At 70.8% G+C, this 24,475-nt stretch carries 22 protein-coding genes and 1 pseudogene; 9 read left to right on the forward strand and 14 right to left on the reverse strand.

Annotated elements, in window-relative coordinates; translation table 11 throughout:
• Window positions 1–373 precede the first annotated feature (373 nt).
• From ACFZB3_RS18635 to ACFZB3_RS18650, 4 genes are all read right to left on the reverse strand, one after another.
• Window positions 374–2,566, reverse strand: coding sequence for an ABC transporter transmembrane domain-containing protein (locus tag ACFZB3_RS18635; protein ID WP_391376713.1), 2,193 nt, complete (start codon window positions 2,564–2,566; stop codon window positions 374–376).
• 104 nt (window positions 2,567–2,670) lie between these two features.
• Window positions 2,671–2,799, reverse strand: a complete 129-nt coding sequence (locus tag ACFZB3_RS18640) for a hypothetical protein (protein WP_258575023.1) — start codon at window positions 2,797–2,799, stop codon at window positions 2,671–2,673.
• Window positions 2,800–3,085: 286 nt separating this feature from the next.
• Window positions 3,086–4,213, reverse strand: a complete 1,128-nt coding sequence (locus tag ACFZB3_RS18645; protein ID WP_391376714.1) for a peptidoglycan bridge formation glycyltransferase FemA/FemB family protein — start codon at window positions 4,211–4,213, stop codon at window positions 3,086–3,088.
• A gap of 306 nt (window positions 4,214–4,519) precedes the next feature.
• Window positions 4,520–5,131, reverse strand: coding sequence for an isochorismatase family protein (locus ACFZB3_RS18650; protein ID WP_391376715.1), 612 nt, complete (start codon window positions 5,129–5,131; stop codon window positions 4,520–4,522).
• On the opposite strand from ACFZB3_RS18650, the gene ACFZB3_RS18655 reads away from it, so the two are divergent.
• A complete protein-coding gene (locus ACFZB3_RS18655) occupies window positions 5,130–5,429 on the forward strand; it encodes a hypothetical protein (RefSeq protein WP_391376716.1) in 300 nt (99 codons plus the stop codon). The genes ACFZB3_RS18650 and ACFZB3_RS18655 overlap by 2 nt on opposite strands.
• Window positions 5,430–5,664: 235 nt before the next feature.
• Here ACFZB3_RS18655 and ACFZB3_RS18660 read toward each other — a convergent pair whose 3' ends face one another.
• Both ACFZB3_RS18660 and ACFZB3_RS18665 read right to left on the reverse strand, forming a co-directional pair.
• On the reverse strand, window positions 5,665–6,423 hold the full coding sequence (locus ACFZB3_RS18660; RefSeq protein ID WP_391376717.1) for a metallophosphoesterase family protein: 759 nt from the start codon (window positions 6,421–6,423) through the stop codon (window positions 5,665–5,667).
• Window positions 6,420–9,512, reverse strand: a complete 3,093-nt coding sequence (locus tag ACFZB3_RS18665; protein WP_391376718.1) for an FAD-linked oxidase C-terminal domain-containing protein — start codon at window positions 9,510–9,512, stop codon at window positions 6,420–6,422. Before ACFZB3_RS18665 ends, ACFZB3_RS18660 begins: the two co-directional genes overlap by 4 nt.
• Before the next feature lie 113 nt (window positions 9,513–9,625).
• Between ACFZB3_RS18665 and serC the strand changes: the two genes are divergently transcribed.
• Window positions 9,626–10,744, forward strand: coding sequence for a phosphoserine transaminase (serC, locus tag ACFZB3_RS18670; protein WP_391376719.1), 1,119 nt, complete (start codon window positions 9,626–9,628; stop codon window positions 10,742–10,744).
• Window positions 10,745–10,807: 63 nt separating this feature from the next.
• Here serC and gcvH read toward each other — a convergent pair whose 3' ends face one another.
• The 3 genes from gcvH to ACFZB3_RS18685 form a co-directional block, all read right to left on the reverse strand.
• Window positions 10,808–11,191 carry a glycine cleavage system protein GcvH gene (gcvH, locus tag ACFZB3_RS18675; protein ID WP_391376720.1) on the reverse strand — a complete coding sequence of 128 codons (384 nt, stop codon included), beginning with the start codon at window positions 11,189–11,191 and terminating at the stop codon, window positions 10,808–10,810.
• A 148-nt stretch (window positions 11,192–11,339) separates the two neighbouring features.
• Window positions 11,340–11,849 carry a hypothetical protein gene (locus ACFZB3_RS18680; protein ID WP_391376721.1) on the reverse strand — a complete coding sequence of 170 codons (510 nt, stop codon included), beginning with the start codon at window positions 11,847–11,849 and terminating at the stop codon, window positions 11,340–11,342.
• Window positions 11,850–11,982: 133 nt separating this feature from the next.
• Window positions 11,983–12,984 carry a WD40 repeat domain-containing protein gene (locus ACFZB3_RS18685; protein ID WP_391376722.1) on the reverse strand — a complete coding sequence of 334 codons (1,002 nt, stop codon included), beginning with the start codon at window positions 12,982–12,984 and terminating at the stop codon, window positions 11,983–11,985.
• 94 nt (window positions 12,985–13,078) lie between these two features.
• Between ACFZB3_RS18685 and ACFZB3_RS18690 the strand changes: the two genes are divergently transcribed.
• The 3 genes from ACFZB3_RS18690 to ACFZB3_RS18700 all read left to right on the forward strand — a co-directional run bounded on the left by ACFZB3_RS18690 (window position 13,079) and on the right by ACFZB3_RS18700 (window position 15,502).
• The gene (locus ACFZB3_RS18690; RefSeq protein ID WP_391376723.1) at window positions 13,079–13,762 is read left to right on the forward strand and encodes a GDSL-type esterase/lipase family protein; all 684 of its coding nucleotides are present in this window, start codon (window positions 13,079–13,081) and stop codon (window positions 13,760–13,762) included.
• A gap of 88 nt (window positions 13,763–13,850) precedes the next feature.
• Window positions 13,851–14,444: a Uma2 family endonuclease gene (locus ACFZB3_RS18695; protein ID WP_391376724.1), complete on the forward strand. Its 594-nt coding sequence runs from the start codon at window positions 13,851–13,853 to the stop codon at window positions 14,442–14,444.
• A 65-nt stretch (window positions 14,445–14,509) separates the two neighbouring features.
• A complete protein-coding gene (locus ACFZB3_RS18700) occupies window positions 14,510–15,502 on the forward strand; it encodes an aldo/keto reductase (protein WP_391376725.1) in 993 nt (330 codons plus the stop codon).
• Window positions 15,503–15,919: 417 nt separating this feature from the next.
• Here the strand turns inward: ACFZB3_RS18700 and thpR are convergent, their stop codons facing one another.
• Entirely contained in the window at window positions 15,920–16,492 is a 573-nt protein-coding gene (gene thpR / locus ACFZB3_RS18705) for an RNA 2',3'-cyclic phosphodiesterase (protein WP_391376726.1), read from the reverse strand.
• Between the two features lie 48 nt (window positions 16,493–16,540).
• On the opposite strand from thpR, the pseudogene ACFZB3_RS18710 reads away from it, so the two are divergent.
• A pseudogene (locus tag ACFZB3_RS18710) lies at window positions 16,541–16,699 on the forward strand (GNAT family N-acetyltransferase); the annotation flags it as partial.
• Between the two features lie 44 nt (window positions 16,700–16,743).
• Here the strand turns inward: ACFZB3_RS18710 and ACFZB3_RS18715 are convergent.
• Together ACFZB3_RS18715 and ACFZB3_RS18720 are read right to left on the reverse strand one after the other, a co-directional pair.
• Window positions 16,744–18,093: an MFS transporter gene (locus tag ACFZB3_RS18715; protein ID WP_391376727.1), complete on the reverse strand. Its 1,350-nt coding sequence runs from the start codon at window positions 18,091–18,093 to the stop codon at window positions 16,744–16,746.
• Between the two features lie 29 nt (window positions 18,094–18,122).
• Complete coding sequence (locus tag ACFZB3_RS18720; protein WP_390640340.1) at window positions 18,123–18,560, reverse strand: MarR family winged helix-turn-helix transcriptional regulator; 438 nt, start codon at window positions 18,558–18,560, stop codon at window positions 18,123–18,125.
• A gap of 182 nt (window positions 18,561–18,742) precedes the next feature.
• Between ACFZB3_RS18720 and ACFZB3_RS18725 the strand changes: the two genes are divergently transcribed.
• A complete protein-coding gene (locus ACFZB3_RS18725; RefSeq protein ID WP_362591441.1) occupies window positions 18,743–18,937 on the forward strand; it encodes a ribbon-helix-helix protein, CopG family in 195 nt (64 codons plus the stop codon).
• Here the strand turns inward: ACFZB3_RS18725 and ACFZB3_RS18730 are convergent.
• Window positions 18,930–20,381 carry a solute carrier family 23 protein gene (locus ACFZB3_RS18730; protein ID WP_391376728.1) on the reverse strand — a complete coding sequence of 484 codons (1,452 nt, stop codon included), beginning with the start codon at window positions 20,379–20,381 and terminating at the stop codon, window positions 18,930–18,932. The two genes, ACFZB3_RS18725 and ACFZB3_RS18730, sit on opposite strands and share 8 nt — an antisense overlap.
• A gap of 112 nt (window positions 20,382–20,493) precedes the next feature.
• Between ACFZB3_RS18730 and ACFZB3_RS18735 the strand changes: the two genes are divergently transcribed.
• Together ACFZB3_RS18735 and ACFZB3_RS18740 are read left to right on the forward strand one after the other, a co-directional pair.
• Entirely contained in the window at window positions 20,494–20,748 is a 255-nt protein-coding gene (locus ACFZB3_RS18735; protein ID WP_391376729.1) for a DUF2530 domain-containing protein, read from the forward strand.
• Window positions 20,749–21,075: 327 nt separating this feature from the next.
• Complete coding sequence (locus tag ACFZB3_RS18740; RefSeq protein ID WP_391376730.1) at window positions 21,076–23,475, forward strand: HAD-IC family P-type ATPase; 2,400 nt, start codon at window positions 21,076–21,078, stop codon at window positions 23,473–23,475.
• A gap of 103 nt (window positions 23,476–23,578) precedes the next feature.
• On the opposite strand, the gene ACFZB3_RS18745 is transcribed toward ACFZB3_RS18740, so the two are convergent.
• A complete protein-coding gene (locus tag ACFZB3_RS18745; RefSeq protein ID WP_391376731.1) occupies window positions 23,579–24,412 on the reverse strand; it encodes a hypothetical protein in 834 nt (277 codons plus the stop codon).
• Between the last annotated feature and the right edge of the window lie 63 nt (window positions 24,413–24,475).

The following is a 24,475-nucleotide window of genomic DNA, read 5'->3' on the forward strand; positions in this document are numbered from 1 at the left end:
CCCGGCGGGCGCTCGGCCGTGGGAGGGCGGTGGAAGGGTCTGTACAGACGTCTGAACAGCAAAGGGACTGCCCTTCTCCGTGACGGAGGCGGACAGAAGGCCCGTTCAGGCGCGGAGACCCTTTCCCGTCACCCACCGGCCTCCAGGGCGGGCGAGACCGACAGGTGTCACGGCATGACCAAATCCCCCGCCTGCGGCAACCGGCCCCCCGTCGCCCACTTGGCAGCCCAGGAGGGTCCGGCCGAAGCCGAACCCCGAACCAGGGCACTGATCATGGTCACGACACGATGTGTAGTTCAGGTGAACGCAGGTGAAAAAATGGCAACCAAAGCAAGGCCAAGAGGCGACCCGCCACGGTAAAGGCTCTGTCTTCTCAGATGCCCGGCCAGGGCTCCTCGTCGCGGAAGAGCGGGCGGCCGTCGGGGAGTGTGGTGGGCACATCCACCCCGTAGCCGACGTCCATGCGTGCGGCCTCCATGTGGGTCTCCGCATGAGGCTCGTACATGGGTTGGGGCCATAGCCCCGCGGTCGCGTACACGTTGTAGTCGTACATGTTCCCGTACGGCTGCTGGTAGACGTACCCGCCGGCCTGGGGCGCCCCCACACCCACCCCCACGGCCTCTGCCGCCGGTGCCGGTGCCGGGCCGCCCTGTTCTACGAACAGCGGCAGCCGCAGTTCGCCGGTGTCCATCACCGCGTTGTTCTGGGAGCGGTGCAGGCGGGAGTAGGCGCCGCCGCGGGCGAGGAGTTCGTCGTGGCGGCCGGTCTCGACAATGCGGCCGCGGTCGACGACGAGGATGCGGTCGGCGTCGGGGGCGAGGTTGAGGTCGTGGGTGATCATGATGGTCGTACGGCCGGTCATCAGGCGGCGCAGCGGCTTGACGACCCGGCGGGCGGCCATCGCGTCCAGGCCGGTGGTCGGCTCGTCGAGGACGAGGACGGGGGCGTCGCGCAGGATCGCGCGGGCGATGGCCAGGCGCTGAAGCTGGCCGCCGGAGAGCCGGGCGGAGTTGGGGTCGACCTTGGTGTCGTAGCCGTCGGGGAGCCGGACGATGAAGTCGTGGGCGTCGGCCGCCCTGGCCGCGTCCTCGATGGCCTGGTCGCTGGCGCCGGGCCGGCCGCAGGCGATGTTGGCGCGGACGGTGTCGTGCAGGACGAGGGTCTCCTGGGGGAGGAGGGTGATGTACTCGCGCAGCCTGGCCAGCGGGAAGTCGCGGATCGGGACGCCGTCGAGGAGGACTTCGCCGCTGTCGGGGTCGTAGAAGCGGAGCAGCATCTTGGAGACGGTGGACTTGCCGGCGCCGCTGGGGCCGGTGATGATCACGAGTTCGCCGGGGCTGACGGCGAAGGAGAGGCCCTCCAGGGCGGTCCGGTCGGCGCCGGGGTAGCGGAAGCCGACGTCGCGGACCTCGACGGCGCCGTCCGGGCGGCCGGTCTCGGTGCCGGTGCCGCGGCGGGGGTCGGTGACCGACGGCTTCACGTCCAGGATCTCGATCAGCCGTTCCGCGCCCGCGGTGGCGGCCGTGACGGTGAGGCCGAGCTGGGCGAGGCCGCGCACCGGCGGGTAGAGGTAGCCGAGGAAGGCGGAGAAGGCGAGGAGCTGGCCGAGGGTCATGCGGCCGGTGGAGATCTCCCAGGCGCCGATGCCGATGACGGCGAGGACGCAGACGGTCTCGATGACCGCGACGAGCTGTTCGTAGGCCTCGTTGAGGCGGGTGGAGCGCACGGAGGCGCGGAACCAGGCGCTCGCCTCCTCGTTCAGGCGCCGGCGCTCGGCGTCGCGGCGGTCGTACGCCTGCGTCAGCACGATGTTGCCGAGGGACTCCTCGACGACGGAGGTGATCGCGCCGTCGGCGACCCGGCCCTCCCGCGACACGTCCTTGATGGAGCCGGAGAAACGGCGGGCGGCCAGCCAGAACAGGGGCGCGAGGACGAAGGTGGCGGCGGCCAGGTCCCAGCGCAGCCAGAACGCGGCGGCCGCGTAGAAGATGGCACTGAACAGGGCCGACGCCGCGCCGACGAGCCCGGACACGACCATGGTCTCGATGGCCTCGACGTCGCTGGTCAGGCGGGAGAGCAGGTCGCCCTGGCGGTGGCGCTGGAAGAAGTGCGGGGGCAGCTGCTGGACGTGGTCGAAGACGTGCTCGCGCAGCCGCATGACGAAGCGTTCGGTGGTCCAGGCGGCCAGGGAGTTGCCGGCGTACGCGACGATCGCGCCGACGATCGCGATGCCCAGCCATTTGGTCGCCGGGCTCCAGAAGGCGCTCAGCGAGCCCTTCTGCAGGGCGTGGTCGGTGAGGTCGCTGAAGAGCAGGATGGCCTCGGTCTCGGCGAGCGCGGCGATCACCGTGCACACCCAGACGATCACCAGCCAGCCGCGCAGGCCCCTGGTGAGCGGCCAGAAGCGGCGGAAGGCGGTGCGGGCCGGGATGGTGGGCGAGTACTCGTCCCCGTCCTCGTCGTCATCCCCGTCGTCATCCCCGTCGTACCCCTCGTCATCGACCTGGTATTTCGAGTCGGCGACTTCGTACTCGTATTCCGCGTCTTCATTCTCCTTCGCGCGCATTTCACACTACCTCCGTTATCCGACGCCGGAACCACCGAAATTCACGAGTGAAACACGAGCGAAAAAGGACCGACGGCGAACCGTCGGTCCTTTTTACGGCCGGCTCAGTTGTCCTGGCCACCGGGGATCGGCTTGGGAGCCGGCTTCGGCGCGCGCTTCTTCGGCTTCGGCGGCGGCGGGGGCAGCTGCTTCTTGGGCTTGGGGGGCAGCGGGGCGAGCTTCTTGAGGCTCATTCCGACTCCTTGAGAGTTCGAAGTGCAAGTGGTGCAGGATGGTACGAGAATTCTCTCGGGGCAACGTCCGGGGATTTTGGATCGTCATCCTCGGCAATCCCCGCCGCCCGACACAGATGAACTTACACGGCTCGAATCCCAAGCGACGGCAAAGTCGGCTCGCGAACGGCAAACAGGTGCTGTGAATACCTAGGTAACGGCTGTATAACGAGCCCGAACCTGAGAGTTCTCTTATGAACCTGAGAGCCAGCTTATGAAGTGGGGCCGGGCGAGCCCCGGCGAGGCCTCAGCGGCGGGCCATGTAGAGGTCGAACGCCTTGTGGAGCAGCTTGTTGAGCGGGAAGTCCCACTCCCCGACGTACTCGACGGCCTCGCCGCCGGCGCCCACCTTGAAGCGGAGCAGCCCCAGCAGGTGGTTGGACTCCTCCAGGGTGTCGGTGATGCCCCTGAAGTCGTAGACGGCGGCGCCGAGTTCGTGGGCGTCGCACATCATCCGCCACTGCATGGCGTTGTTGGGCTGGACCTCGCGCCGGCGGACGGTGGAGGCGCCGTAGGAGTACCAGACGTGGTCGCCGACGGTGAGCATGGTGGCCGCGGCGAGGACGTCGCCGTCGTGGTGGGCGAGGTAGAGGCGCATGCGGTCGGGATGTTCGGCGGTGAGCGCGGTCCACATGCGCTGGAAGTAGGAGAGGGGGCGCGCGATGAAGCGGTCGCGCTCGGCGGTCTCCGTGTACAGGCCGTAGAAGGCGGGCAGGTCCTCGTACCCGCCCCGCACCACCTTGACCCCGGCCTTCTCCGCCTTCTTCACGTTGCGCCGCCACTGCTGGTTGAGGCCGCGCTGGATCTCCTCCAACGACCGCCCCGCGAACGGCACCTGGAAGACGTACCGGGGCTGCCCGGCCGCGAACCCCTCCTCGCCGCCCGCCTCGGCCTGCCGCCACCCCGTCCGGCGCAGCCGCTCGGCGAGGCCGGCGCCACGGGTGTCGTACGACGTGGGCTCGGCGTCTCCCAGCCGCCGGGCGGCCGGATCGGCGATGGCCTCCTTGACCGCCTCCGCGCTCCACCGCCGTACGGCGACCGGCGGCCCCATCTTCACCGCGAACGCCCCGCGCCCCTTCAGGTACGCCAGCAGCGGGTCGAGCCAGCGCTCCAGCTCCGGGTCGTGCCAGTCGATGACGGGCCCCTCCGGCAGGTACGCCAGATACCGCTTCACCCGGGGCACCGCGCGCAGCAGCACCAGTCCGGCCCCGACGATCCGCCCCTCCCCGTCGAACCAGCCCACGCTCTCGGCCGCCCAGTCGGGCTTCACGTCCCCCCAGGACGGCACCTGCATATGGCTGACGGAGGGCCGGGTCCCGGCGAAGGCGAGATGCTCGGCACGCGAGATGGGCCGGAGGCGGAGGGCTGCGGTCATGGGCGGTGCTCCTGTACGGGTCGGCGACGGCTCACTGACGACGCGCACCGGCCGGGGCGGCGGACAGCACGACGGAACGGGGCGGCGGCCGGGTCCGGTGGCGTCGGGGTCAAGAACAACAGACGCGGACCGGCCGGGAATCGTTTCGGCGCGCGGGTGGGCGAGCGCGTGTCGGCGACGCCGGACCCGCCGGCGGCGGAACCCACGACGACTGACGATGACAGACATCATCCTGAGATGCCCGTCGCCCGGCACCCGGCATCCGGCACCCGCTCGGTGCGGGCTGCCCGTCGGCCGCCGGGGCCGTCACCCCAGCTGCGCGAGCAGTTCCTCGGTGGTGAGGATGGCGTGGGCGAAGGTCGGGCCGTTGATCGCGTGGGCGGCGCGCATGCCCTCTTGGCCGAAGGCGGCGGTGGCGTCCTTGACCAGGGTGACGTGGTACCCGAGCTCCATGCCGAAACGGCCGGTCGCCTCGATGCAGGTGTTGGCGATCAGGCCGATCAGGACGATGCGGCGGATGCCGTGCTGCTTGAGCTGCAGATCGAGGTCGGTGTTGGCGAAGCCGCTCGACCCCCAGTGCTCGTGGGCGACGACGTCTCCGGGCCGGGGCTGGAAGTCGTCGCTGAACGTCCCGCCCCACGTGCCCTTGGCGAAGACCTCCTTCTCCGCCGAGCCGAGCTGGTAGGGGGTGGGGAAGTCGAAGGAGACGTAGTCACCGGGCTCCCAGCGGTGGTGCGGCACGAAGATGATCTTCAATCCCCGGGCACGTGCGGTCGCGACCACCTCCCGCAGGTGGTCGAGCAGGTTCACCTCCTCGGCGACCGCCTTCACGCGGGGCCAGATCTTGCCGCCCTCGCTGAGGAAGTCGTTGTAGGGGTCGACCAGCAGAATGGCGGTGGTCGAGGCGTCGTAGCTCATGACGGTCTCCTGTTCGGTCCGGCGCTTGCGCGCCCCACGGCGCAGGCGTGCCCGCGTCGGCGGCTTCGGCGGCTTCGGCGGCTTCGGCGGCTTCGGCGGAGAATTCCCGGATCCCGAGGAGCTCGACGCGAGCGCCGGTTTCCGGGTCGATCGCATCCGAAATCGACACGAGGCGGCAACGATCGCGCTCGCCGATGCCCTCGGCGTACTGCCGAACCATCAGATTGCCGACCTGCTCCACGTCGACCGTCAATCCGGCTCTCCGAGCGCGCCGGGTATTCCCCGCCGGCGAGGGTGAAGACCCCCTCCACCAGGTCGATCGCGGTCGGCGGAGCCTGGACGACGGCTTCGGGAACCGATTCGGCGACAACGCGCTCAGTCATTTCTCTCGGCCATGTGCTGATCTCCGCGGTGACGCGTCCGTCAAGCGCAGACGGATCACATTCCTCCATGGTGCGAGAGACCGGCCCAGGGCGCCTCCGGGCGCGCACCGGCTGGAGGCCGCCCGGCACGCGTGGGCGACGGAGTCCGCGCTATCGGGCCCCGAACACCCCGAGCGCCTCCCCGTCCGACGCGCGGGCCCGGAGGAAGTAGTCGGCCCATTCCTCGATGCCGGGGTAGGCGCACTCCGCCACGAGACGGGCGACGGCCGCCGGGATGTCGTACGGGGTGACGCGCAGGTCGGTGCCGGGGCCGAGCAGGCACCAGTGGGCGCCCGGGCGGCCGTACGGCATGCCGACGCTGCCGGGGTTGACGATCAGACGGCCGTGGGCGAGGCGCAGGTAGGGCATGTGGGTGTGGCCGCAGACGACCGTGCCGATGTCGGGTGCGACGGGGGCGAGGACCTCCGCCCAGCGGTCCAGAGGGGAGTCGACCAGGACGATCTCCTCGTCGTCGCGGGGTGTCGCGTGGCAGAAGAGGACGCGGCCGAGGCCTCGGACCGTCAGGACGGCCGTCCCGGGGAGGGCGGCCAGGAAGTCGACCTGGTCGTCCCGGAGCGCGTCCGCCGCGAACGGGCCGATCGGGTCCGGGATCCCGGCGCGCTCTCCCCTGCGGTACTCCACCAGCTCCCGGTCGGCGTTCCCCGACACCCACAGCACCCGGTCGCCCAGGCCGCGCAGCACGTCGACCGTCTCGGCCGGCTGCGGGCCCGCCGTGATGTCGCCGGTGAGGACGATGCGGTCGGCCGCGGCCACGTCCGGCTCCGCCAGCACCGCCTCCAGCGCCGGGAGCACCCCGTGGATGTCGGAGAGCACCGCCACCCGGCCGAACCCTGCCTCGTCACCGGTCACTTGCCCTCCTCGTCCAGCGCTTGCGCCAGCACCTCCGCCAGATGCCTACCCCGCACCCCGGCCAGCTGCTCCAGCTGCGTCCGGCACGAGAAGCCGTCGGCCAGGACCACCGTGCCGGGCTCCGCCTCCCGTACCGCCGGCAGGAGCTGTTCCTCCGCGCATGTCCTCGACACCTCGAAGTGCCCCTTCTCGAAGCCGAAGTTGCCGGCCAGGCCGCAGCAGCCGCCGACGAGGCCGCCGGTGAGGGCGGCGGCCTCGCGGAGACGGCGGTCGGGGGCGTCGCCGAGGACCGCGTGCTGGTGGCAGTGGGTCTGGCCGGTGACCGGCCGGTCCAGGCGGGGCGGGGTCCAGTCGGGGGCCAGGCGCTCCAGCGCCTCCGCGAAGGTGAGCACCCGCGCCGCGAGACGGGCGGCTCGGGGGTCGTCCGGGAGCAGCTCCGGCAGGTCGGCCCGGAGGGCGGCGGCACAGCTGGGCTCCAGGACGACGAACGGCGGCGGGTAGGGGGCCGAGTCATCCGGATCCACGCCCCGATCCGGATCCACGCCCCGATGCGGATCCACACCCTGATCCGGATCCCGATCCCGGCGCAGACCCCCCTCCAGATCCGACAGATCCGATAGAAGATCCGATAGATCGGTCAGATCAGACAGATCAGGCAGATCCGAAGGCAGCAGCAGAAGCGGCTCCAGAAGGTCCAGTGTCCGGCGCAACACCGTGCGGGCCCGGTCCAGTTGGCCCGTCGAGAGGTAGGTCAGGCCGCAGCAGGCGCGAACCCGGCGGGTCCCCCACGGGAACACGCCGATGCTCTGCGGCTCGCCGTCGTCCGACCGCCGCACCTTCCACCGCCGGGACGGCAGCGCCACGACCCCCACGCCCGCCGCCTCCAGGACCCGTACGGCGGCGCGGCCCACGGACGGCGACAGGTGTTCCGTGAACGTGTCCGGCCACAGGAACGCGAGCCGCTCCGGGAGGTCCGGCCGCCGTCCCGCCCGTGCGTCCGCCGTCCACTCCCGCAGGCGCCCGCGCTCCCGGCGCCGCTCCCAGCGGCTGAACGGCTCCGCCGCCAGGCGCGGGATCCGCCGCTCCGGCGCGATCCCGCCCAGCCGCTTGGCGAGCGCCGCCACGGGCCGCAGCGAGGCGAGCGCGTTGACCAGCCGCGCCGTGCGGGTGCGGGCCACCAGTCGCAGCCACTCCGGCAGCCGGCCCATGCTGTAGTGCGCCAGGGGCCGCCTCCGACCCGCATAGTGGTGGTGCAGGAACTCCGCCTTGTACGTCGCCATGTCCACCCCGACCGGGCAGTCCGACCGGCAGCCCTTGCAGGACAGGCAGAGGTCGAGGGCGTCCCTGACCTCCGTCGAACGCCAGCCGTCCGTGACCAGTTCGCCCGCCAGCATCTCGTGCAGCAGCCGGGCCCGGCCGCGCGTGGAGTGCGCCTCCTCGCCCGTGGCCCGGAAGGACGGGCACATGACGGACGCGCCGGACGGCTCGGCCGTACGGCACTTGGCCACGCCCACGCAGCGGCGGACCGCCGCCGAGAAGTCGCCGCCGTCGGACGGGTAGCCGAAGGCCACGGGCACCGGTTCGCGCGGGAGGACGGCGAAGCGGAGGTTCGAGTCCAGGGGGGCGGGCCGGACCAGCATGCCCGGGTTCAGGAGGTCGTCCGGGTCCCACACCCCCTTCGCCCGCTCGAACAGCGCCACCAGCTGAGCGCCGTACATCCTCGGGAGGAGTTCCGCCCGCGCCTGGCCGTCGCCGTGCTCCCCGGACAGGGAGCCGCCGTGTGCCACCACCACGTCCGCCAGTTCCGCCGAGAACCGGCGGAAGCGGGCCACGCCCGCCTCGCTCAGCAGGTCGAAGTCGATACGGACGTGGATGCAGCCGTCGCCGAAGTGGCCGTACGGCGTGCCGCGCAGGTGATGGGCCGTCAGCAGGGCCCGGAAGTCGCGCAGGTACGCGCCCAGGCGGGCCGGCGGCACCGCGCAGTCCTCCCAGCCCGGCCAGGCCTCGCTGCCGTCCGGCATCCGCGTCGCCGTACCGGAGGCGTCCTCGCGGACGCGCCACAGCGCGCGCTGCCCGGCCGCGTCGGTGACGACCAGGGCGTCGACGACGTCCGCGGCCCCGACGATCGTCTCCGCACGCGCGCGTGCCTCCGCCGCCGTCTCCCCGCCCGTCTCGACGAACAGCCAGGCGCCGCCCCGGGGCAGTCCGGCCGTGGACGGCACCAGGTCGGCCGCCATGCCCTCGACGGTGAGCGGTCCGTACCGCAGCAGCCCGGCCGCCGCCTCCGCCGCCGCGCTCTCGTCGCCGTATCCGAGCACCGCCAGCGCACGCGCGCGTGGCGCCTCCACGAGCCGTACCGTCGCCTCCGTGAGGATCCCCAGCGTGCCCTCGCTCCCGCAGAAGGACCGGGCGACGTCCGCGCCCTTCTCGGGGAGGAGGGCGTCCAGGGCGTAGCCGGAGATGCGGCGGGGCAGCTCCGGGAAGCCCGTGCGCAGCCGCGCCAACTCCTCCTCGACCAGCGCCCGCAGGCCCTCCGGCGCCCCGGCCCAGTCCCGCCCGAGCAGCAGCCGCCGCCCCCGCGCGGTGAGCACGTCCAGCTCCCGGACGCTGTCCGCCGTCGTCCCCCAGGCCACGCTGTGCGACCCGCAGGAGTTGTTGCCGATCATCCCGCCGAGCGTGCAGCGGCCGTGCGTGGAGGGGTCCGGGCCGAAGCGCAGGCCGTGCGGGGCGGCGGCCTCCTGGAGGCGGTCGAGGACCAGACCCGGCTGGACGACGGCCGTCCGGGTGGCCGGGTCGAGGCCGACCAGGCGGTTCATGTGCCGGGTGAAGTCCAGGACCACGCCCGTGCCGGTCGCCTGCCCCGCGATCGAGGTACCGCCGCCCCGGGCGACCACCGGGACGCCGCGGGTCCGGCACACCTCCAGTACGGCCGCCACGTCGTCGGCGTCCCGGGGGGCCACCACCCCCACCGGAACCCGCCGGTAGTTGGACGCGTCCATGGTGACCAGCGCCCGGGACGTGACGTCGAAGCCGACCTCACCCCGAACGGCGTTCCGCAGTTCCGTCGCGAGCTCCGAGAATTCCGACATGTGTCCACTCAACCAGCCCGCCCCGCGGAACGACCCGCTCGCACGCGCACCCACGCGTCTCACCCGACGGACGAGGTTTCACCCAGGTTTCCCCCACCGGCTAACCTCACCCCGTGGCTGACATCCAGATCCCCGCTGACATCAAGCCCGCCGACGGACGCTTCGGCGCTGGCCCCTCCAAGGTGCGGACGGAAGCGCTGGACGCGCTGGCCGCCACCGGTACCTCCCTGCTGGGCACTTCCCACCGCCAGGCCCCGGTGAAGAACCTGGTCGGCCGGGTCCGCGAGGGCATCAGCGCCCTGTTCTCCCTCCCGGACGGCTACGAGGTCGTCCTCGGCAACGGCGGCTCCACCGCCTTCTGGGACGTCGCCACGCACGGCCTGATCGACAACAAGTCGCAGCACCTCAATTTCGGCGAGTTCTCCTCCAAGTTCGCCAAGGCCGCGAAGCTCGCCCCCTGGCTGGCCGAGCCCACCGTCATCGCGTCCGACCCGGGCACCCACCCGGAGCCGCAGGCCGAGGCCGGCGTCGACGTGTACGCGTTCACGCACAACGAGACCTCGACCGGTGTCGCCATGCCGATCAGGCGGGTCGCGGGCGCCGACGAGGGCGCGCTGGTCCTCGTGGACGCCACCTCCGGCGCCGGCGGCCTCCCGGTGGACGTCGCCGAGACCGACGTCTACTACTTCGCCCCGCAGAAGTCCTTCGCCTCCGACGGCGGCCTGTGGATCGGCGTCTTCTCGCCGGCCGCGATCGAGCGCGCCGAGCGCGTCCACGCGTCCGGCCGCCACGTCCCGGAGTTCTTCAGCCTCCCCACGGCGATCGACAACTCCCGCAAGAACCAGACGTACAACACCCCGGCGCTCGCCACCCTGTTCCTGCTCGACCAGCAGCTGGAGTGGCTCAACGGCCAGGGCGGCCTCGCCTTCTCCACGGCCCGCACGAAGGACTCCTCGACCCGCCTGTACACCTGGGCCGAGGAGTCCAAGTACGCCACCCCGTTCGTCGCCGACCCGGCCAAGCGCTCGCAGGTCATCGGCACGATCGACTTCGCCGACGAGATCGACGCGGCCGCCGTCGCCAAGGTGCTGCGCGCCAACGGCATCGTCGACACCGAGCCCTACCGCAAGCTCGGCCGCAACCAGCTGCGCGTCGCGATGTTCCCGGCGATCGACCCGGCGGACGTCGAGGCGCTGACGAAGTGCGTCGACTACGTGATCGAGAAGCTCTGACCACCGCGTCCGTACGACGGTGAGGGGCGCCCGGCGGATCACCGCGGGGCGCCCCTCCCGTTGTCACTCCCCGATGAGCCGCTGGTAGGCCTTGGCGTCCAGCAGCCCGTTGGAGGACGCCCCGCTCTTGGTCCTGATCTTGAACAGCCACATGTCGTACGGGTCGGAGTTGACCATCTCGGGTTCGTCGGCGACCTCGGTGTTGATCTCGACGATCTCCCCGGTGAGCGGGCTGAACAGGTCGGACGCCGCCTTCACCGACTCCACGGTGCCGACGGCGTCACCTGCCTCGACCTTCTTGCCGACGCTGGGCAGCTCGAAGAAGACGATGTCACCGAGCGTCTTCTGGGCGTGGTCGGTGATGCCGACGGTCGCGATGCCGTCGTTTCCGTTACGGATCCACTCGTGGTCGTCGGTGTAGCGGAGGTCGGCGGGCACCTGGGACATGTCAGCTCCATCAGCCGTCGTGGGGGCGGTGTCCGGCCGCCCCTGTCGGCGACCGGCGGGAACAGCCTGCGGCACCGGCGCCCGTAGCCGTGTATTTCGGGCATCCCGGTCGGCCACCCGGGTGACGACCGCCACCGCCGACGTGGCGTCACGCAACCGTCGCGGTGACGGAGTTGATGGCACCGGTCGAGGTGACGACGACCGTCACCGTGACGGGCCGGACCCGGCTGGGCGCTCCCGTCGGCGGGACCAGGACGAAGGTCGGCTTGACGTTGAGCGTCGTGGTCGCCGCCGCCGAGAAGGGGGCGTTGATCCGCTGGGCGCCGACGAGGTAGTACTTCCCGTTGCTGGGGACGCCGCCGGCGGTGACGTCGTCCAGGCTGCTGATGATCTGGGCGGCACCGCCGCCGGCCGCGACGGGGAGGGTGATGACGGTGACGTCGAGGGTGCCCCTGACATGGACCGTCTCGCTCGGGCCGGCGAAGTCGCCTTCGATCGGCACGCTCACCGACCGGAACTGCGGAAGGGCGGCTGCGGCCCGGACCGTCCCGGCGGGCTCGGCGGCGGTGGCGGTGCCGGCGGTCACCGGGGCGGTCAGGCCCAGGGCTGCCGTGAGCAGGCAGACGTTCCCGGCCAGGCGCAGGGCGTTGCGGCGCATGGGTACTCCCATTCGGTGAAGCGGGACCCGATCGCCTGTTGCCGCCCCCGTCCCGCGGGACGTCTCCCAGCGTGCCGGGACCGGCGCGCCGCCGCCGCGCCGGTGAGCCGGACGGGTGATATTCGGCGAGGGATCAGTGACGGCGCGTGGTCGGGCGCCGCAGCCGCCGCAGCCCGAAGAGCGCGAGCAGGGCGACCCCGACGACGACCGCACCGACCTTGGCCCCGCCGCCCAGGGATCCGCTTTCGTCCTTGCTCGCGGCCGCCGAACTCCCGCCGCCCGACGGCGACGCCTTGCCCGACCCCCCGGGCACGTCCTCGGCCTGCACCGGGCTGTCGGCCCCCTCGCTCCCGTACATCAGCTTCGTCCCGTCGGCGGAGTAGCTGACCGACTCGCCCTGCTTCTGGAGCGGCACGTCGAGCCGCCCCTCGCGCTTGATCGCGCCGCCGTTCCAGTCGTAGTAGATGCCGCCGAAGTAGCCACGTACGGCGAGCTGCCTGCCGTCGGGCGAGAAGGCCGCGTCGGTGGCCCAGAGGTCGACGGCGGCGACGGGCCTGAAGATGTTCGTGCCCGTCGGGGAGAGGGTCGCCGGGCCCTCGTAGAGATGCCCGCCGTCCTCCTTCTTGTCGATGATGTACACCCGCCCGGTCTTCGGGTGGACGATCAGCGACTCGGCGTTCCGCGCCCCGTTGGAGTACTTGACGACGTACTGGGTGGCCCGGACGGTCTGGTCGACGAGCTTCTTCGGCTCGGGCAGCTTGTAGATCCACACGTACGGCCAGCTGCCGTCGAGGTTGTCGCCGATGTCGCCGACGTAGATCTGGTTGTCGGGTCCGATGGAGATGGCCTCGACGTCCCGGGGCGTGCCGACCCCGCTGAGCGTGATCCTCGCGACGGTCTTCCCGGTCGCGCTGTCGACGGCGTAGATGTACGGGCCGTCGCCGCTGTCGTTGTGCGTCCAGTAGATGCCGGGGTGCAGGTGGGAGGCGGCGAGTCCGCTGGACTCCTTGATCCGCGGATCCGTGATCGTGAACCCCTTGTCACCGGTACCGTCGCCGGCGGCGGAGGCGGGTGCGGCGGCGAGGGCACCCGTGAGCAGGACACCGGCGAGGAGGGCGAGCGATCGTGGACGCATGGGCCCAAGCCTGCCATCCCGTGCTGTGTCCGAACGCGGCGGACGTGTCGGTCCTCACACCCCGCGGCTCCCGCTGATCGTCCATCATGAGCGGATGCTCAGGTTCATGCCCGTCGGGGACTCGATGACGATCGGCAGCGCGGGCGAGCACACGTGGCGGTACCGCATGTGGCAGCACCTGTGCGAGACGTACGGCGGCCCGTTCACGCTGGTCGGCCCCCGCGAGACGCTGTACGACAAGCTGGCCGAGGCGCCCGTCTCGTACGCCTACGCCGACCCCGGCTTCCCCCGCGCCCACCTGGCCGGCTGGGGCGAGGGCTGGCTGCACATGGCGCCGCTGATCGGGGAGGCGGTGCGGTCCTGCCGCGCCGACGTGCTCCTCGTCTCCCTCGGCCTGATCGACCTGGGCTTCTACACGAACGCGGAGCAGACGGCGGCGAACATGCGCGCCTTCGTGGCGAACGCGCGGGAGGCCAGGGCGGGCGTCCGCATGGTGCTGCTGCCGGTGATCCCGAACATCCGCGCCACCTCGGACGGGCCGTTCGCGGAACAGGTGGCCCTCTTCAACGAGCTGCTGGCGAAGGCGGCGGCCGACCTGGACGAACCCCGCTCCCCGATCCTCATGGCCTCGCCGCCGGAGTCGTACGACATCCACACGGACACCTACGACGGCACCCACCCGAACGCGAACGGCGAGCACCGGATCGCGGAGGCGTTCGCGGAGGCGATGTGGCAGGGGTGGGGAATCGGCCAGGAGTACGAACCGGGAACGGGCTGACCGAATTCCGCCGTTGCCCGGTCACCGTGCGTATCGTTGTACGGCGCGGCCGCACCCGTCCGTGGGGCGGCCGGGGAGGAGCGCCACGATGACCGTCCTGGAGGACCGGATCGAGATGGCCGACGCCGACGCCAACACCAAGCGCCTGGACGAGTGGTTCGAGCGCCTTGAGCGGATGCCCGTCCCCGAAGGATTCAGGGTCGAGATCGTCGGGGGCAACGTATTCATGGTGCCGCAGCGGAACACGCGTTGGCAGATCATCCGCCAGATCCTGCGGGCCCTGGAAGACAGGTTCGGGGAGGATGTCCTGGTCTTCAGCGACGTCCGTGTCGATTTCCCCGGCTTCGAGAACGGCTTCTGCCCGGACATCGCCCTGCTCAAGGACTCGGCCAAGCCCGATGACACGGGCCACTGGCGCTATCAGGACGTCCAGTTCGTCGCCGAGGTGATCTCCAAGGGCACGGCCGCCAACGACTACGGCCCGAAGCGGACCGCGTACGCGGAGGCCGAGGTCCCCGTCTATGTCGTCGCCGACCCCTACCAGGGGCGCTGCCACGTCTACACCGACCCCAAGGACGGCGACTACGACGACCCGACGCGGGTGGACTTCGGCACCGACGTCGACCTGACCGGCACGGTGGTCGACCTCGTCCTCAGGACCGACAAGTTCCCGACCGACTAGCTCCCCCGGCCAACCAGCCCGAAGTCCTTGCCTAGAGCGCACTCCACGCCGTTGGCTGGGTGACCATGAAGTACACGCAGCTCGGACGTACCGGACTCAAGGTCAGCCGACTCGTCCTCGGCACCATGAACTTCGGCCCGCAGACCGACGAGGCCGACAGCCACGCGATCATGGACGCGGCCCTCGACGCGGGCATCAACTTCTTCGACACCGCCAACGTGTACGGGTGGGGTGAGAACAAGGGGCGGACCGAGGAGATCATCGGCAACTGGTTCGCCAAGAGCCCCGTCCACCGCGACAAGGTCGTGCTCGCCACCAAGGTGTACGGCAACATGGCCGGCGACGGCGACGCCTGGCCCAACCACGACAAGCTCTCCGCGCTGAACATCCGGCGCGCGGTCGACGCCAGCCTCAAGCGGCTGCAGACCGACTACATCGACGTCTACCAGTTCCACCACGTCGACCGGCGGACCCCCTTCGAGGAGATCTGGCAGGCGATCGACACCCTCGTCACGCAGGGCAAGATCCTCTACGTCGGTTCCTCGAACTTCCCCGGGTACAAGATCGCCCAGGCCAACGAGATCGCCGCCCGGCGCGGCGGGACCATCGGGCTGGTCAGCGAGCAGTGCCTCTACAACCTCGCCGAGCGCCGCGCCGAGATGGAGGTCATCCCGGCCGCGCAGGAGTACGGCCTCGGGGTCATCCCCTGGTCGCCGCTGCACGGCGGGCTGCTCGGCGGCGTGATCAGGAAGGAGGTCGAGGGCGGGCGCCGGGCCAGTGGCCGGGCCGCCGACGCCCTCGCCAACACCACCCTCCGCGCCCAGATCCAGGCCTACGAGGACCTGCTGGACAAGCACGGCGTGGAGCCGGGTGAGGCCGCCCTGGCGTGGCTGCTGACCCGTCCCGGCGTCACCGGCCCGATCGTCGGCCCGCGCACCGGCGAGCAGCTGGCCTCGGCGCTGCGGGCCGTGGAGCTGGAACTGAGCGAGGAGCTCCTGTCCGGCCTGGACGAGGTCTTCCCGGGCCCGGGACCGTCCCCGGAGGCCTTCGCCTGGTAGTCGCCCCCAGGGCCGACGCCCCGCAAGGGGCCTCGCCTGGCAGCCGGCCTGAGGGTCAGCGCCCCGAAAGGGGCCTCGCCTGGCAGCCGGCCTGAGGATCAGCGCCCCGAAAGGGGCCTCGCCTGACAGCCGGCCTGAGGATCAGCGCCCCGAAAGGGGCCTCGCCTGACAGCCGGCCTGAGGATCAGCGCCCCGCAAGGAGCCTCGCCTGACAGCCGGCCTGAGGATCAGCGCCCCGAAAGGGGCGCGGGGAACTGCGCGACCAGCCACCGACCGCTCGCGGCCGAAAACTGACCGCAGTTCCCCAGCCGCCCCGGCCCTCACCTCATGGCCGACGCCACTGCCACCACCACGAACAACAACACGAGCGCACCGGCCATGATCCGGTTCCTGGTCTTCGGGTCCACGGCACCGAGCCTAACCGCCCGCGCCGAGCCCCCAGCGGCCGACCACCTCGTACCGCGGCTGCTCCCCCGGCACCCCCGACGTCGGCAGATTGCTCCGCACCAGCGCCAGCTCCCCGACCGTCCAGGTCCGGCTCGCGAACCCGGCGAGCACCGCCACGTACGGCCCTGCCTGCACCGCGTCCCGGCTGCGGGCCACCGTCAGGTGGGCCTTGTAGCGGCGGTGCTCCCCCATGTCCACGCCCGCCTTCCGGGCCGCCGCCTCCGCGCGGTCGGCCAGCAGGCGGAGGGTGTCCAGGTCGCCGTCGGCCCCCGCCCACAGCGCCCTGCCGTGCCCGAACTGCCCGCCGCCCGCGACGGCCAGCGCGAAGGGCGGGGTGCGGTGGGCGGCGCGGGCGAGGCGGTCCGAGAGGTCCGGCACGACGTCGTCGTCGACCTCGCCGTAGAACGCGAGGGTGTAGTGCCAGCCGGGGCGGCCGGTCCAGCGCAGCGCCTGCGCACCGGGCAGCTTCTTCAACTCGGCCACGCATGCGGCGAGTTCGGCGGCCACGTCCTCCGGGGGCAGCACGGCGGCGAAGAGTCTCATGCGGACCACCCTGCCATCATGGGGCGATGCGGATCACCATCAGAGACGGCCTGCCTGGCCCACCTGCCGCCGCCCGGTGAGCCCGAGCGGTACGCGGGCGCCGACGGGAAGCTCGTCCGCTACTACGAGAGCAACGGCTTCACCCGCACCGGCACCTGCACGGCTGTGCGCGACTGGCCGGGACAGGATCCGGCCCGGAGGCTGTAGCCGTGGTCACAGCCTCCGGGCCGGTCGCCGTACGCGTTCGTGGCTCACGCGGCCGGTGCGAGCTCTTCCTGCTGTTCTCTCGGGACGAAGCGGACCCGGGGGTGGCCGCCGTGCCAGCCGACCGACAGGCGGAGGTTGCCGACCCGGGCCAGGACGAGGCCGATGACGACCGCCGCGGCCGCGGCGATCGCGCCGCCGACGGCGAGGCCCGCCCGGACGCCGTAGGTGTCCGTGATCCAGCCGGCGATGGGCGCGCCGATGGGTGAGCCGCCCATGAACACCATCATGTAGAGGGCCATCACCCGGCCCCGCATGGCCGGGTCGGTGCCCATCTGGACGGTGGTGTTGGCGGTGACGTTGACCGTCATGCCGAACATGCCGATCGGGACCATGAGCAGGGAGAACAGCCAGAGGGACGGGGCGGTCGCGGCCACCAGCTCCAGGCCGCCGAAGGCGACCGCCGCCGCGAGCATCACGCGCAGCTTGGCCGTGCCTCGTCTGGCCGCGAGCAGGGCGCCGGCCAGGGAGCCGGCCGCCATCAGGGTGTTGAAGAGGCTGTAGGAGCCGGCGCCCGCGTGGAAGACGTCGTCCGCGAAGGCGGAGAGGTAGACCGGGAAGTTGAAGCCGAAGGTGCCGATGAACCCGATCAGGATGATGGTCCAGGTCAGGTCCGGGCGTCCGGCGACATAGCGCAGGCCCTCTCTGAGCTGCCCCTTCCCCCTCGGGGTGCGCTGGACGACGTGCAGGTCACGTGCGCGCATGAGCAGCAGGCCCACGAGCGGGGCCACGAAGGACAGGCCGTTGAAGAGGAACGCCCAGCCGGTGCCCACGCCGGTGATCATGAGGCCGGCGACGGCCGGGCCGACGAGGCGGGCGGACTGGAAGTTCGCGGAGTTCAGGCTGACCGCGTTCTGCAGCTGGTCCGGGCCGACCATCTCGGAGACGAAGGACTGGCGGGCCGGGTTGTCGACGACCGTGGCGAGGCCAACGACGAAGGCGGCGAGGTAGACGTGCCAGACCTGGACATGGCCGGAGAGGGTCAGCAGCGCCAGCGCGATGCCGGTGAGGGCCATCGACGTCTGGGTGACGAGGAGGGCACGCCGCTTGTTGAGGCGGTCGACCAGGACCCCGCCGTAGAGGCCGAACAGCAGCATCGGCAGGAACTGCAGGGCGGTGGTGACGCCGACGGCGGTCGCGGAGCCGGTGAGGCTCAGGACCAGCCAGTCCTGCGCGATGCGCTGCATCCAGGTGCCTATGTTCGAGACGACCTGGCCGGCGAAGAACAGCCGGTAGTTCCTGACCTTCAGCGAGCTGAACATCGAGGAGCTGCGGGCTGCGGGGGTAGTAGGGGCGGTCGGTGCGGGGGCGGAAGGTGTTCCGGGTCCCGTACTCAAACGGATTCGCCTCCTCCTTCTATCGGCTGTTACAGGTGTGCGAGCTTCTCCAGCACGGGGGCGGCGGCGCGCAGTTTCGCCCACTCGTCCTCGTCGAGGCCGTCGACCAGGCCGGCCAGGAACGCGTTGCGCTTGCGACGGCTCTCCTCAAGCATCGTCTCGGCCTGTTCGGTCCTGGTGACGACCTTCTGGCGCCGGTCCTCGGGGTGCGGCTCCAGCCGGACCAGTCCCTTGGCTTCCAGCAGCGCCACGATGCGGGTCATCGAGGGCGGCTGGACGTGCTCCTTGCGTGCCAGCTCACCGGGGGTGGCCTGGCCGCAGTTGGAGAGGGTGCCCAGCACCGACATCTCGGTGGGGCTCAGTGACTCGTCGACCCGCTGGTGCTTGAGCCGTCGCGAGAGTCGCATCACGGCGGAGCGGAGGGAGTTCACGGCGGCCGCGTCGTCGCCATGGGTAAGGTCCGGCATGTTCTTTAGAGTAACTCATTACTCTACCTAAAGACCACTCGGACACGCCGATATGCCCGTGACCTCGGCCACTGGACCCGGGAGTCCGGGGGCACCCCCCGGAAAACATCGCGTCACCCTTCCGAGTGAGTCAGAACCGGAAAGTGACGCATCGGGCGCGCGGATGTGGCGCCCTCGTATGCATGGGGACCAGTGTGCTCAGCCTGCGGATAGACGGGGAGCTGCTCGAACGGCTCCGGTGTCATGCGGCGAAAAGAGGAATGAGCGTCCAGGACTACGTGGTCCGGACGCTCATTCGGGACGACTTCGACGAACGGTTCTCGGCCGCCGTCGAGGAGACGGAGAGGTTCTACGGCGACCAGGTCAGGGTCACGTGAGACCCAGCGCCGGCATCAGGTAGTAGAACGCGAACACCGCCGAGACCACGTACATCGCGACCGGGATCTCCCTGGCCCGGCCGGCGGCCAGGCGCAGCACCACGAAGGTGATGAAGCCCATGCCGATGCCGTTCGTGATCGAGTAGGTGAACGGCATCATCACCATGGTCACGAAGGCCGGGATGGCGAGGGTGTGGTCGGCCCAGTCGATCTCCTTGATCGAACCGGCCAGGATCAGGAAGCCGACCGCGAACAGCGCCGGGGTGGCCGCCTGGGACGGGACCATCGTGGCGACGGGGGTGAGGAACAGCGCCACGGTGAACAGCCCGCCGGTGACGACGTTGGCGAAGCCGGTGCGGGCACCCTCGCCGACGCCGGCCGTCGACTCGACGAAGCAGGTGGTGGCGGAGGAGGAGCTGGCACCGCCGACCGCGACCGCGACACCGTCGATGAAGAGGACCTTGTTGATGCCCGGCATGTAGCCCTGGGCGTCGGTCAGCTTGGCCTCGTCGCTGACGCCCATGATCGTGCCCATGGCGTCGAAGAAGCAGGACAGCAGGACCGTGAAGACGAACAGGATGCCGGTCAGCACGCCGACCTTGTCGAAGCCGCCGAAGAGGCTGACCTTGCCGAGCAGGCCGAAGTCCGGGGTGGCGGCCGGGTTGCCGGGCCACTTCGGGACGGTCAGGCCCCAGGTCGTCACGTGCGCGACGGCGTTGATGACCAGCGCGAGCACGGTCATCGCGACGATCGAGATCAGGATCGCGCCGGAGACCTTGCGGACGATCAGCGCGAGGGTGAGCAGCACGCCGAGCACGAAGACGAGCACCGGCCAGCCGTTGAGGTGACCGTCGGCGCCGAGCTGGAGCGGGACGGTGGTCTGGGCGACGTCCGGGATGCGGGTGACGAAGCCGGAGTCCACCAGGCCGATCAGCATGATGAACAGGCCGATACCGATCGAGATCGCCTTGCGCAGGCTGTAGGGGACGGCGTTCATCACGCGCTCGCGCAGACCGCTGGCGACCAGCAGCATCACGACGATGCCGGCGAGCACCACCATGCCCATGGCGTCCGGCCAGGACATCCGGGGGGCCAGCTGGAGCGCGACGACGGAGTTCACGCCGAGGCCGGCGGCGAGGGCGATCGGGACGTTGCCGATGACGCCCATCAGCAGCGTCGTGAAGGCCGCGGTGATGACGGTGGCGGTGACCAGCTGACCGTGGTCGAGCTGGTGGCCGTACATGTCCTTCGCGCTGCCGAGGATGATCGGGTTCAGCACGATGATGTACGCCATCGCGAAGAAGGTGGCGAAGCCGCCGCGTACCTCGCGGGCGAGGGTGCTGCCCCGCTCGGAGATCTTGAAGTAACGGTCCAGCGCGCCGTACGCGGGGGTCGCACCCGGCTGTTCGGGGGCGGGGGCCTGAGTGGAAGCCGGGCTCGACATTGGATGTTCCTACGATCAGAAGTGGTCAAACACAAACGGTTTCAGTATGAACATATGATGCCTACTTCGCTATCTCCGCGCGTAGACCCCGCAGGTGCGTAAGCTGAGCGCCATGGCGAAGTGGACCCCTCAGCACGAGGCACCCGAGCCCCTTGAGGGCCCTGTCGTCCCGACGATCATCGGCGGCACGATCATCTGGTTCGTCCTCTTCCTGGCGCAGCTCCCCTTCTACGGCTGGTACTCCGACCACGGCCACACCTGGTGGATCTGGACCTGCCTGGCCGGCGGCGGCCTCGGCCTGATCGGCGTGTACTACGTGAAGCGACGGGACGCGGCGATCAAGGCGCATGGTGCGGCGGCCGAGTAGGGAATCACCGCGAGGCAGGAAGGGACGGGCTGCGCGCTCCGCCGGAAGTGCCTGCCGACTGCTGACTGCCGACCGCGCCGCCCTCGTGGCTGGTCGCGCAGTTCCTCCCCCGGCCTTCGGCCGGGGGGACCCCCAGCGCCCCTGACGGGGCGCTGCGCCAGCGGGCTCCGTTTCTTTCGAGGTGACTTCTCAGCTCACCGAGTCGGGCGGGTGGGTGGGCAAGACGTGTCGGCGTCTACAACCTGCGCACGAGTTCGGTCCTCCCCTGGTCGGATCTTCCGGGCACTCGGCAGGTGAACGCGCAAATCCGCACGTACCGTCGAATGCATGCAGCACATCGACGCGGGCGCCGAGCTCGACCCTGTGCATCCCGTACCGCTGCCGGCGCCCGTGCGGACGACCGGCCTGACAACCGCCGAGGTCGCCGAGCGGGTCGCGCGCGGCGAGGTGAACGACGTACCGGTACGCAGCAGCCGCTCGTTCGGCGAGATCGTGCGCGCGAACGTCTTCACCCGGTTCAACGCGATCATCGGCGTGCTGTGGCTGATCATGCTGGTCGTGGCGCCGATCCAGGACAGCCTGTTCGGCTTCGTGATCCTCGCCAACACGGGCATCGGCATCGTGCAGGAGTGGCGGGCGAAGCAGACCCTGGACTCGCTCGCGGTGATCGGCGAGTCACGGCCGACCGTGCGCCGGGACGGGGCCGCCGTGGAGGTGAGCACGAACGAGATCGTGCTCGGTGATCTCATAGAGATCGGGCCCGGCGACAAGATCGTCGTGGACGGGGTGTGTGCCGAGGCGGACGGGCTGGAGATCGACGAGTCGCTGCTCACCGGTGAGGCCGACCCGGTCGTCAAACGCCCCGGCGACCAGGTGATGTCGGGCTCCTTCGTGGTGGCCGGCGGCGGCGCCTTCGCGGCGACGAAGGTCGGCCGGGAGGCGTACGCGGCGCAGCTCGCCGAGGAGGCGTCCCGGTTCACGCTCGTCCACTCCGAGCTGCGCTCCGGTATCTCGACCATCCTCAAGTACGTGACCTGGATGATGGTCCCGGCCGCGATCGGCCTGGTCGCCACCCAGCTGGTCGTGAAGAACAACGGCCTCAAGGACGCCGTCGCCCGCACGGTCGGCGGCATCGTCCCGATGGTCCCCGAGGGCCTGGTCCTGCTCACCTCCGTCGCCTTCGCGATCGGCGTGATCCGGCTGGGCCGCCAGCAGTGCCTGGTCCAGGAACTCCCCGCGATCGAGGGCCTCGCCCGGATCGACACCGTCTGCCTCGACAAGACCGGCACCCTCACCGAGGGCGGGATGGACGTCACCGAGCTGCGGGCGCTGGACGGGGTCGACGAGACGTACGTACGCAAGGTGCTGGGCTCGCTCGGCGAGTCCGACCCGCGCCCCAACGCCTCCCTCCAGGCGATCATCGACGCCTACCCGGACAGCGAGGACTGGCGGTGCGTGGAGTCGCTGCCCTTCTCCTCCGCCCGCAAGTACAGCGGGGCGACCTTCAGCGAGGGCGACGGGGAGCTGAGCACCTGGCTGCTGGGGGCGCCGGACGTGCTCCTCGGCGCCGACGACCCGGCCCTGGCCGAAACCGTGCGCCTCAACGAGCAGGGGCTGCGGGTGCTGCTGCTCGCCCGCGCCGGCCGGGACCTCGACGACCCGAAGGTGTCGCAGGGGGCCCGCGCCACCGCGCTGGTGGTCCTGGAGCAGCGGCTCCGCCCGGACGCCGCCGACACCCTGCGCTACTTCGCCGACCAGGACGTCCGGGCCAAGGTCATCTCCGGCGACAACGCGGTGTCGGTGGGTGCGGTGGCAGCCAAGCTCGGCCTCAGCGGTACGACGGTGGACGCGCGCCGGCTGCCCGCCGAGCCGGGCGAGATGGCCGAGGCCCTCGACTCGGGCACCGTCTTCGGCCGGGTCACCCCGCAGCAGAAGCGGGACATGGTGGGGGCTCTGCAGTCGCGCGGGCACACGGTCGCGATGACCGGCGACGGCGTGAACGACGTGCTCGCCCTCAAGGACGCCGACATCGGGGTCTCGATGGGCTCGGGGTCGGAGGCGACCCGGGCGGTGGCGCAGATCGTGCTGCTCAACAACAGCTTCGCCACGCTGCCCTCGGTGGTGGCCGAGGGGCGGCGGGTGATCGGCAACATCACCCGGGTCGCGACGCTGTTCCTGGTCAAGACGGTGTACTCGGTGCTGCTCGCGGTGCTCGTGGTCTGCTGGCAGGTCGAGTACCCGTTCCTGCCGAGGCACCTGACCCTGCTGTCCACCCTGACCATCGGCATCCCGGCCTTCTTCCTCGCCCTGGCGCCGAACAAGGAACGGGCCCAGCCGCACTTCGTCCGCCGGGTGATGCGGTACTCGGTCCCGGGGGGTGTGGTGGCCGGCGTCGCGACCTTCGTGACGTACCTGATCGCCCGCCACTACTACACGGGAACCGGGTCCCTGGACGCCGAGACCAGTGCCGCGACCCTGACCCTGTTCCTGATCTCGATGTGGGTGCTGGCGATCATCGCCCGCCCGTACACGTGGTGGCGGGTGGCCCTGGTGGCCTCGATGGGCCTGGCCTTCGTGTTCGTGCTCGCCGTGCCCGCGCTGCAGAGCTTCTTCGCGTTGAAGCTGGTGGGGGTGGCGATGCCGTGGACTGCCGTCGGCATCGCCGTGGTGGGGTCGGCCGTGCTGGAGCTTCTTTGGAAGTGGGTGGAGCGGAAGTATCCGGTGTGATGCGGTGGTCACGGTGGGGGGAACCGCGCGGGCCCGGTGGGGGCTGGTCGCGCCCGCGCGGCGAAGCCGCACATCAAATACAGCCCCGCGCCCCTAAAGGGGCTTACTGCACGTCGACGTAGTCGCCCGTGGCGCTGACCGCCGGGGTCGTCGAGGTGCCCGCGAAGGAGAAGCGGTAGTAGCCGTCGGACGTCGCGGTGGTCGTCGTCTTCAGGGCGCCCGTGGAGGACGACTTGATGGTCTTCAGCGTGGTGTAGGTGCTGGAGCCCTTCTTGCGGAACTGCAGCTTCACCGACTGGCTGCCGTAGCCGGCGTACTTGCCGGTGTCCCAGTTGGCCCGGGTCAGGGAACCGGTGACCGTGATGGTCTTGCCCTTCTTCACCGGCTCCGGGGTGGCGTTGGCGGTCAGCTTGGACGCGCGCTGGACCAGGGTGGTGGCGAGGCCGCTCTGGTCCTTGTAGCCGACCTTGCTCAGGTCGGGGTCGGTCAGGCTCTGGCCGTTGAAGGCGACGGCCTCGGCGGCCACGTTCCAGCTGCCGGCCCAGACGCTCTCCAGGTCGCCGTCGGCCGGGTGGATGTTGATCGCGCCGGCGCAGGTGGCGGTGGTCGAGGAGGTGGCGGTGCAGGTGGCCGAGTCGGCGTCGCCGTACAGCTCGGGGGCGGAGTCGCTGTAGGAGCCCTTGTAGAGGAAGACGTCCGTGTAGAAGTCCTTCGCGGTGATGTCCACGTCGGCGCCGTGCGTCAGCTTGTACGTGTACTTGACGGTGACCTCGGCGGAGGTACCGACCTTGACCGCCTTGGCGATCGAGACGCTGGAGAAACTGGCGTTCAGCGTGTACGGCGTGCCCGAGTCGCCAACGGCCTGTGCGGCCGGGACTGCGAGGGCGGAGAGAGCCAGGGCGCCGGAGACGGCGGCCACGGTGGCACGAATGCGCATGGATTCCCCAGTGGGAACAGTGGGCGCGAGGCCCAAGTGATCTAGGGAGTCTGTTGACTCGGG

Origin of the sequence: Streptomyces sp. NPDC008092, assembly GCF_042957285.1 — a bacterium.
Classification (GTDB): domain Bacteria; phylum Actinomycetota; class Actinomycetes; order Streptomycetales; family Streptomycetaceae; genus Streptomyces.

Bases quoted from the DNA above. Each gene is read 5' to 3' on its own strand.
- ACFZB3_RS18635 (WP_391376713.1), bottom strand. From the start codon at position 2,566: ATGCGCGCGAAGGAGAATGAAGACGCGGAATACGAGTACGAAGTCGCC.
- ACFZB3_RS18640 (WP_258575023.1), bottom strand. From the start codon at position 2,799: ATGAGCCTCAAGAAGCTCGCCCCGCTGCCCCCCAAGCCCAAGAAGCAG.
- ACFZB3_RS18645 (WP_391376714.1), bottom strand. From the start codon at position 4,213: ATGACCGCAGCCCTCCGCCTCCGGCCCATCTCGCGTGCCGAGCATCTC.
- ACFZB3_RS18655 (WP_391376716.1), top strand. From the start codon at position 5,130: ATGACGGTCTCCTGTTCGGTCCGGCGCTTGCGCGCCCCACGGCGCAGG.
- ACFZB3_RS18650 (WP_391376715.1), bottom strand. From the start codon at position 5,131: ATGAGCTACGACGCCTCGACCACCGCCATTCTGCTGGTCGACCCCTAC.
- ACFZB3_RS18665 (WP_391376718.1), bottom strand. From the start codon at position 9,512: ATGTCGGAATTCTCGGAGCTCGCGACGGAACTGCGGAACGCCGTTCGG.
- gcvH (WP_391376720.1), bottom strand. From the start codon at position 11,191: ATGTCCCAGGTGCCCGCCGACCTCCGCTACACCGACGACCACGAGTGG.
- ACFZB3_RS18680 (WP_391376721.1), bottom strand. From the start codon at position 11,849: ATGCGCCGCAACGCCCTGCGCCTGGCCGGGAACGTCTGCCTGCTCACG.
- ACFZB3_RS18685 (WP_391376722.1), bottom strand. From the start codon at position 12,984: ATGCGTCCACGATCGCTCGCCCTCCTCGCCGGTGTCCTGCTCACGGGT.
- ACFZB3_RS18690 (WP_391376723.1), top strand. From the start codon at position 13,079: ATGCTCAGGTTCATGCCCGTCGGGGACTCGATGACGATCGGCAGCGCG.
- ACFZB3_RS18695 (WP_391376724.1), top strand. From the start codon at position 13,851: ATGACCGTCCTGGAGGACCGGATCGAGATGGCCGACGCCGACGCCAAC.
- ACFZB3_RS18700 (WP_391376725.1), top strand. From the start codon at position 14,510: ATGAAGTACACGCAGCTCGGACGTACCGGACTCAAGGTCAGCCGACTC.
- thpR (WP_391376726.1), bottom strand. From the start codon at position 16,492: ATGAGACTCTTCGCCGCCGTGCTGCCCCCGGAGGACGTGGCCGCCGAA.
- ACFZB3_RS18720 (WP_390640340.1), bottom strand. From the start codon at position 18,560: ATGCCGGACCTTACCCATGGCGACGACGCGGCCGCCGTGAACTCCCTC.
- ACFZB3_RS18725 (WP_362591441.1), top strand. From the start codon at position 18,743: ATGGGGACCAGTGTGCTCAGCCTGCGGATAGACGGGGAGCTGCTCGAA.
- ACFZB3_RS18730 (WP_391376728.1), bottom strand. From the start codon at position 20,381: ATGTCGAGCCCGGCTTCCACTCAGGCCCCCGCCCCCGAACAGCCGGGT.
- ACFZB3_RS18735 (WP_391376729.1), top strand. From the start codon at position 20,494: ATGGCGAAGTGGACCCCTCAGCACGAGGCACCCGAGCCCCTTGAGGGC.
- ACFZB3_RS18740 (WP_391376730.1), top strand. From the start codon at position 21,076: ATGCAGCACATCGACGCGGGCGCCGAGCTCGACCCTGTGCATCCCGTA.
- ACFZB3_RS18745 (WP_391376731.1), bottom strand. From the start codon at position 24,412: ATGCGCATTCGTGCCACCGTGGCCGCCGTCTCCGGCGCCCTGGCTCTC.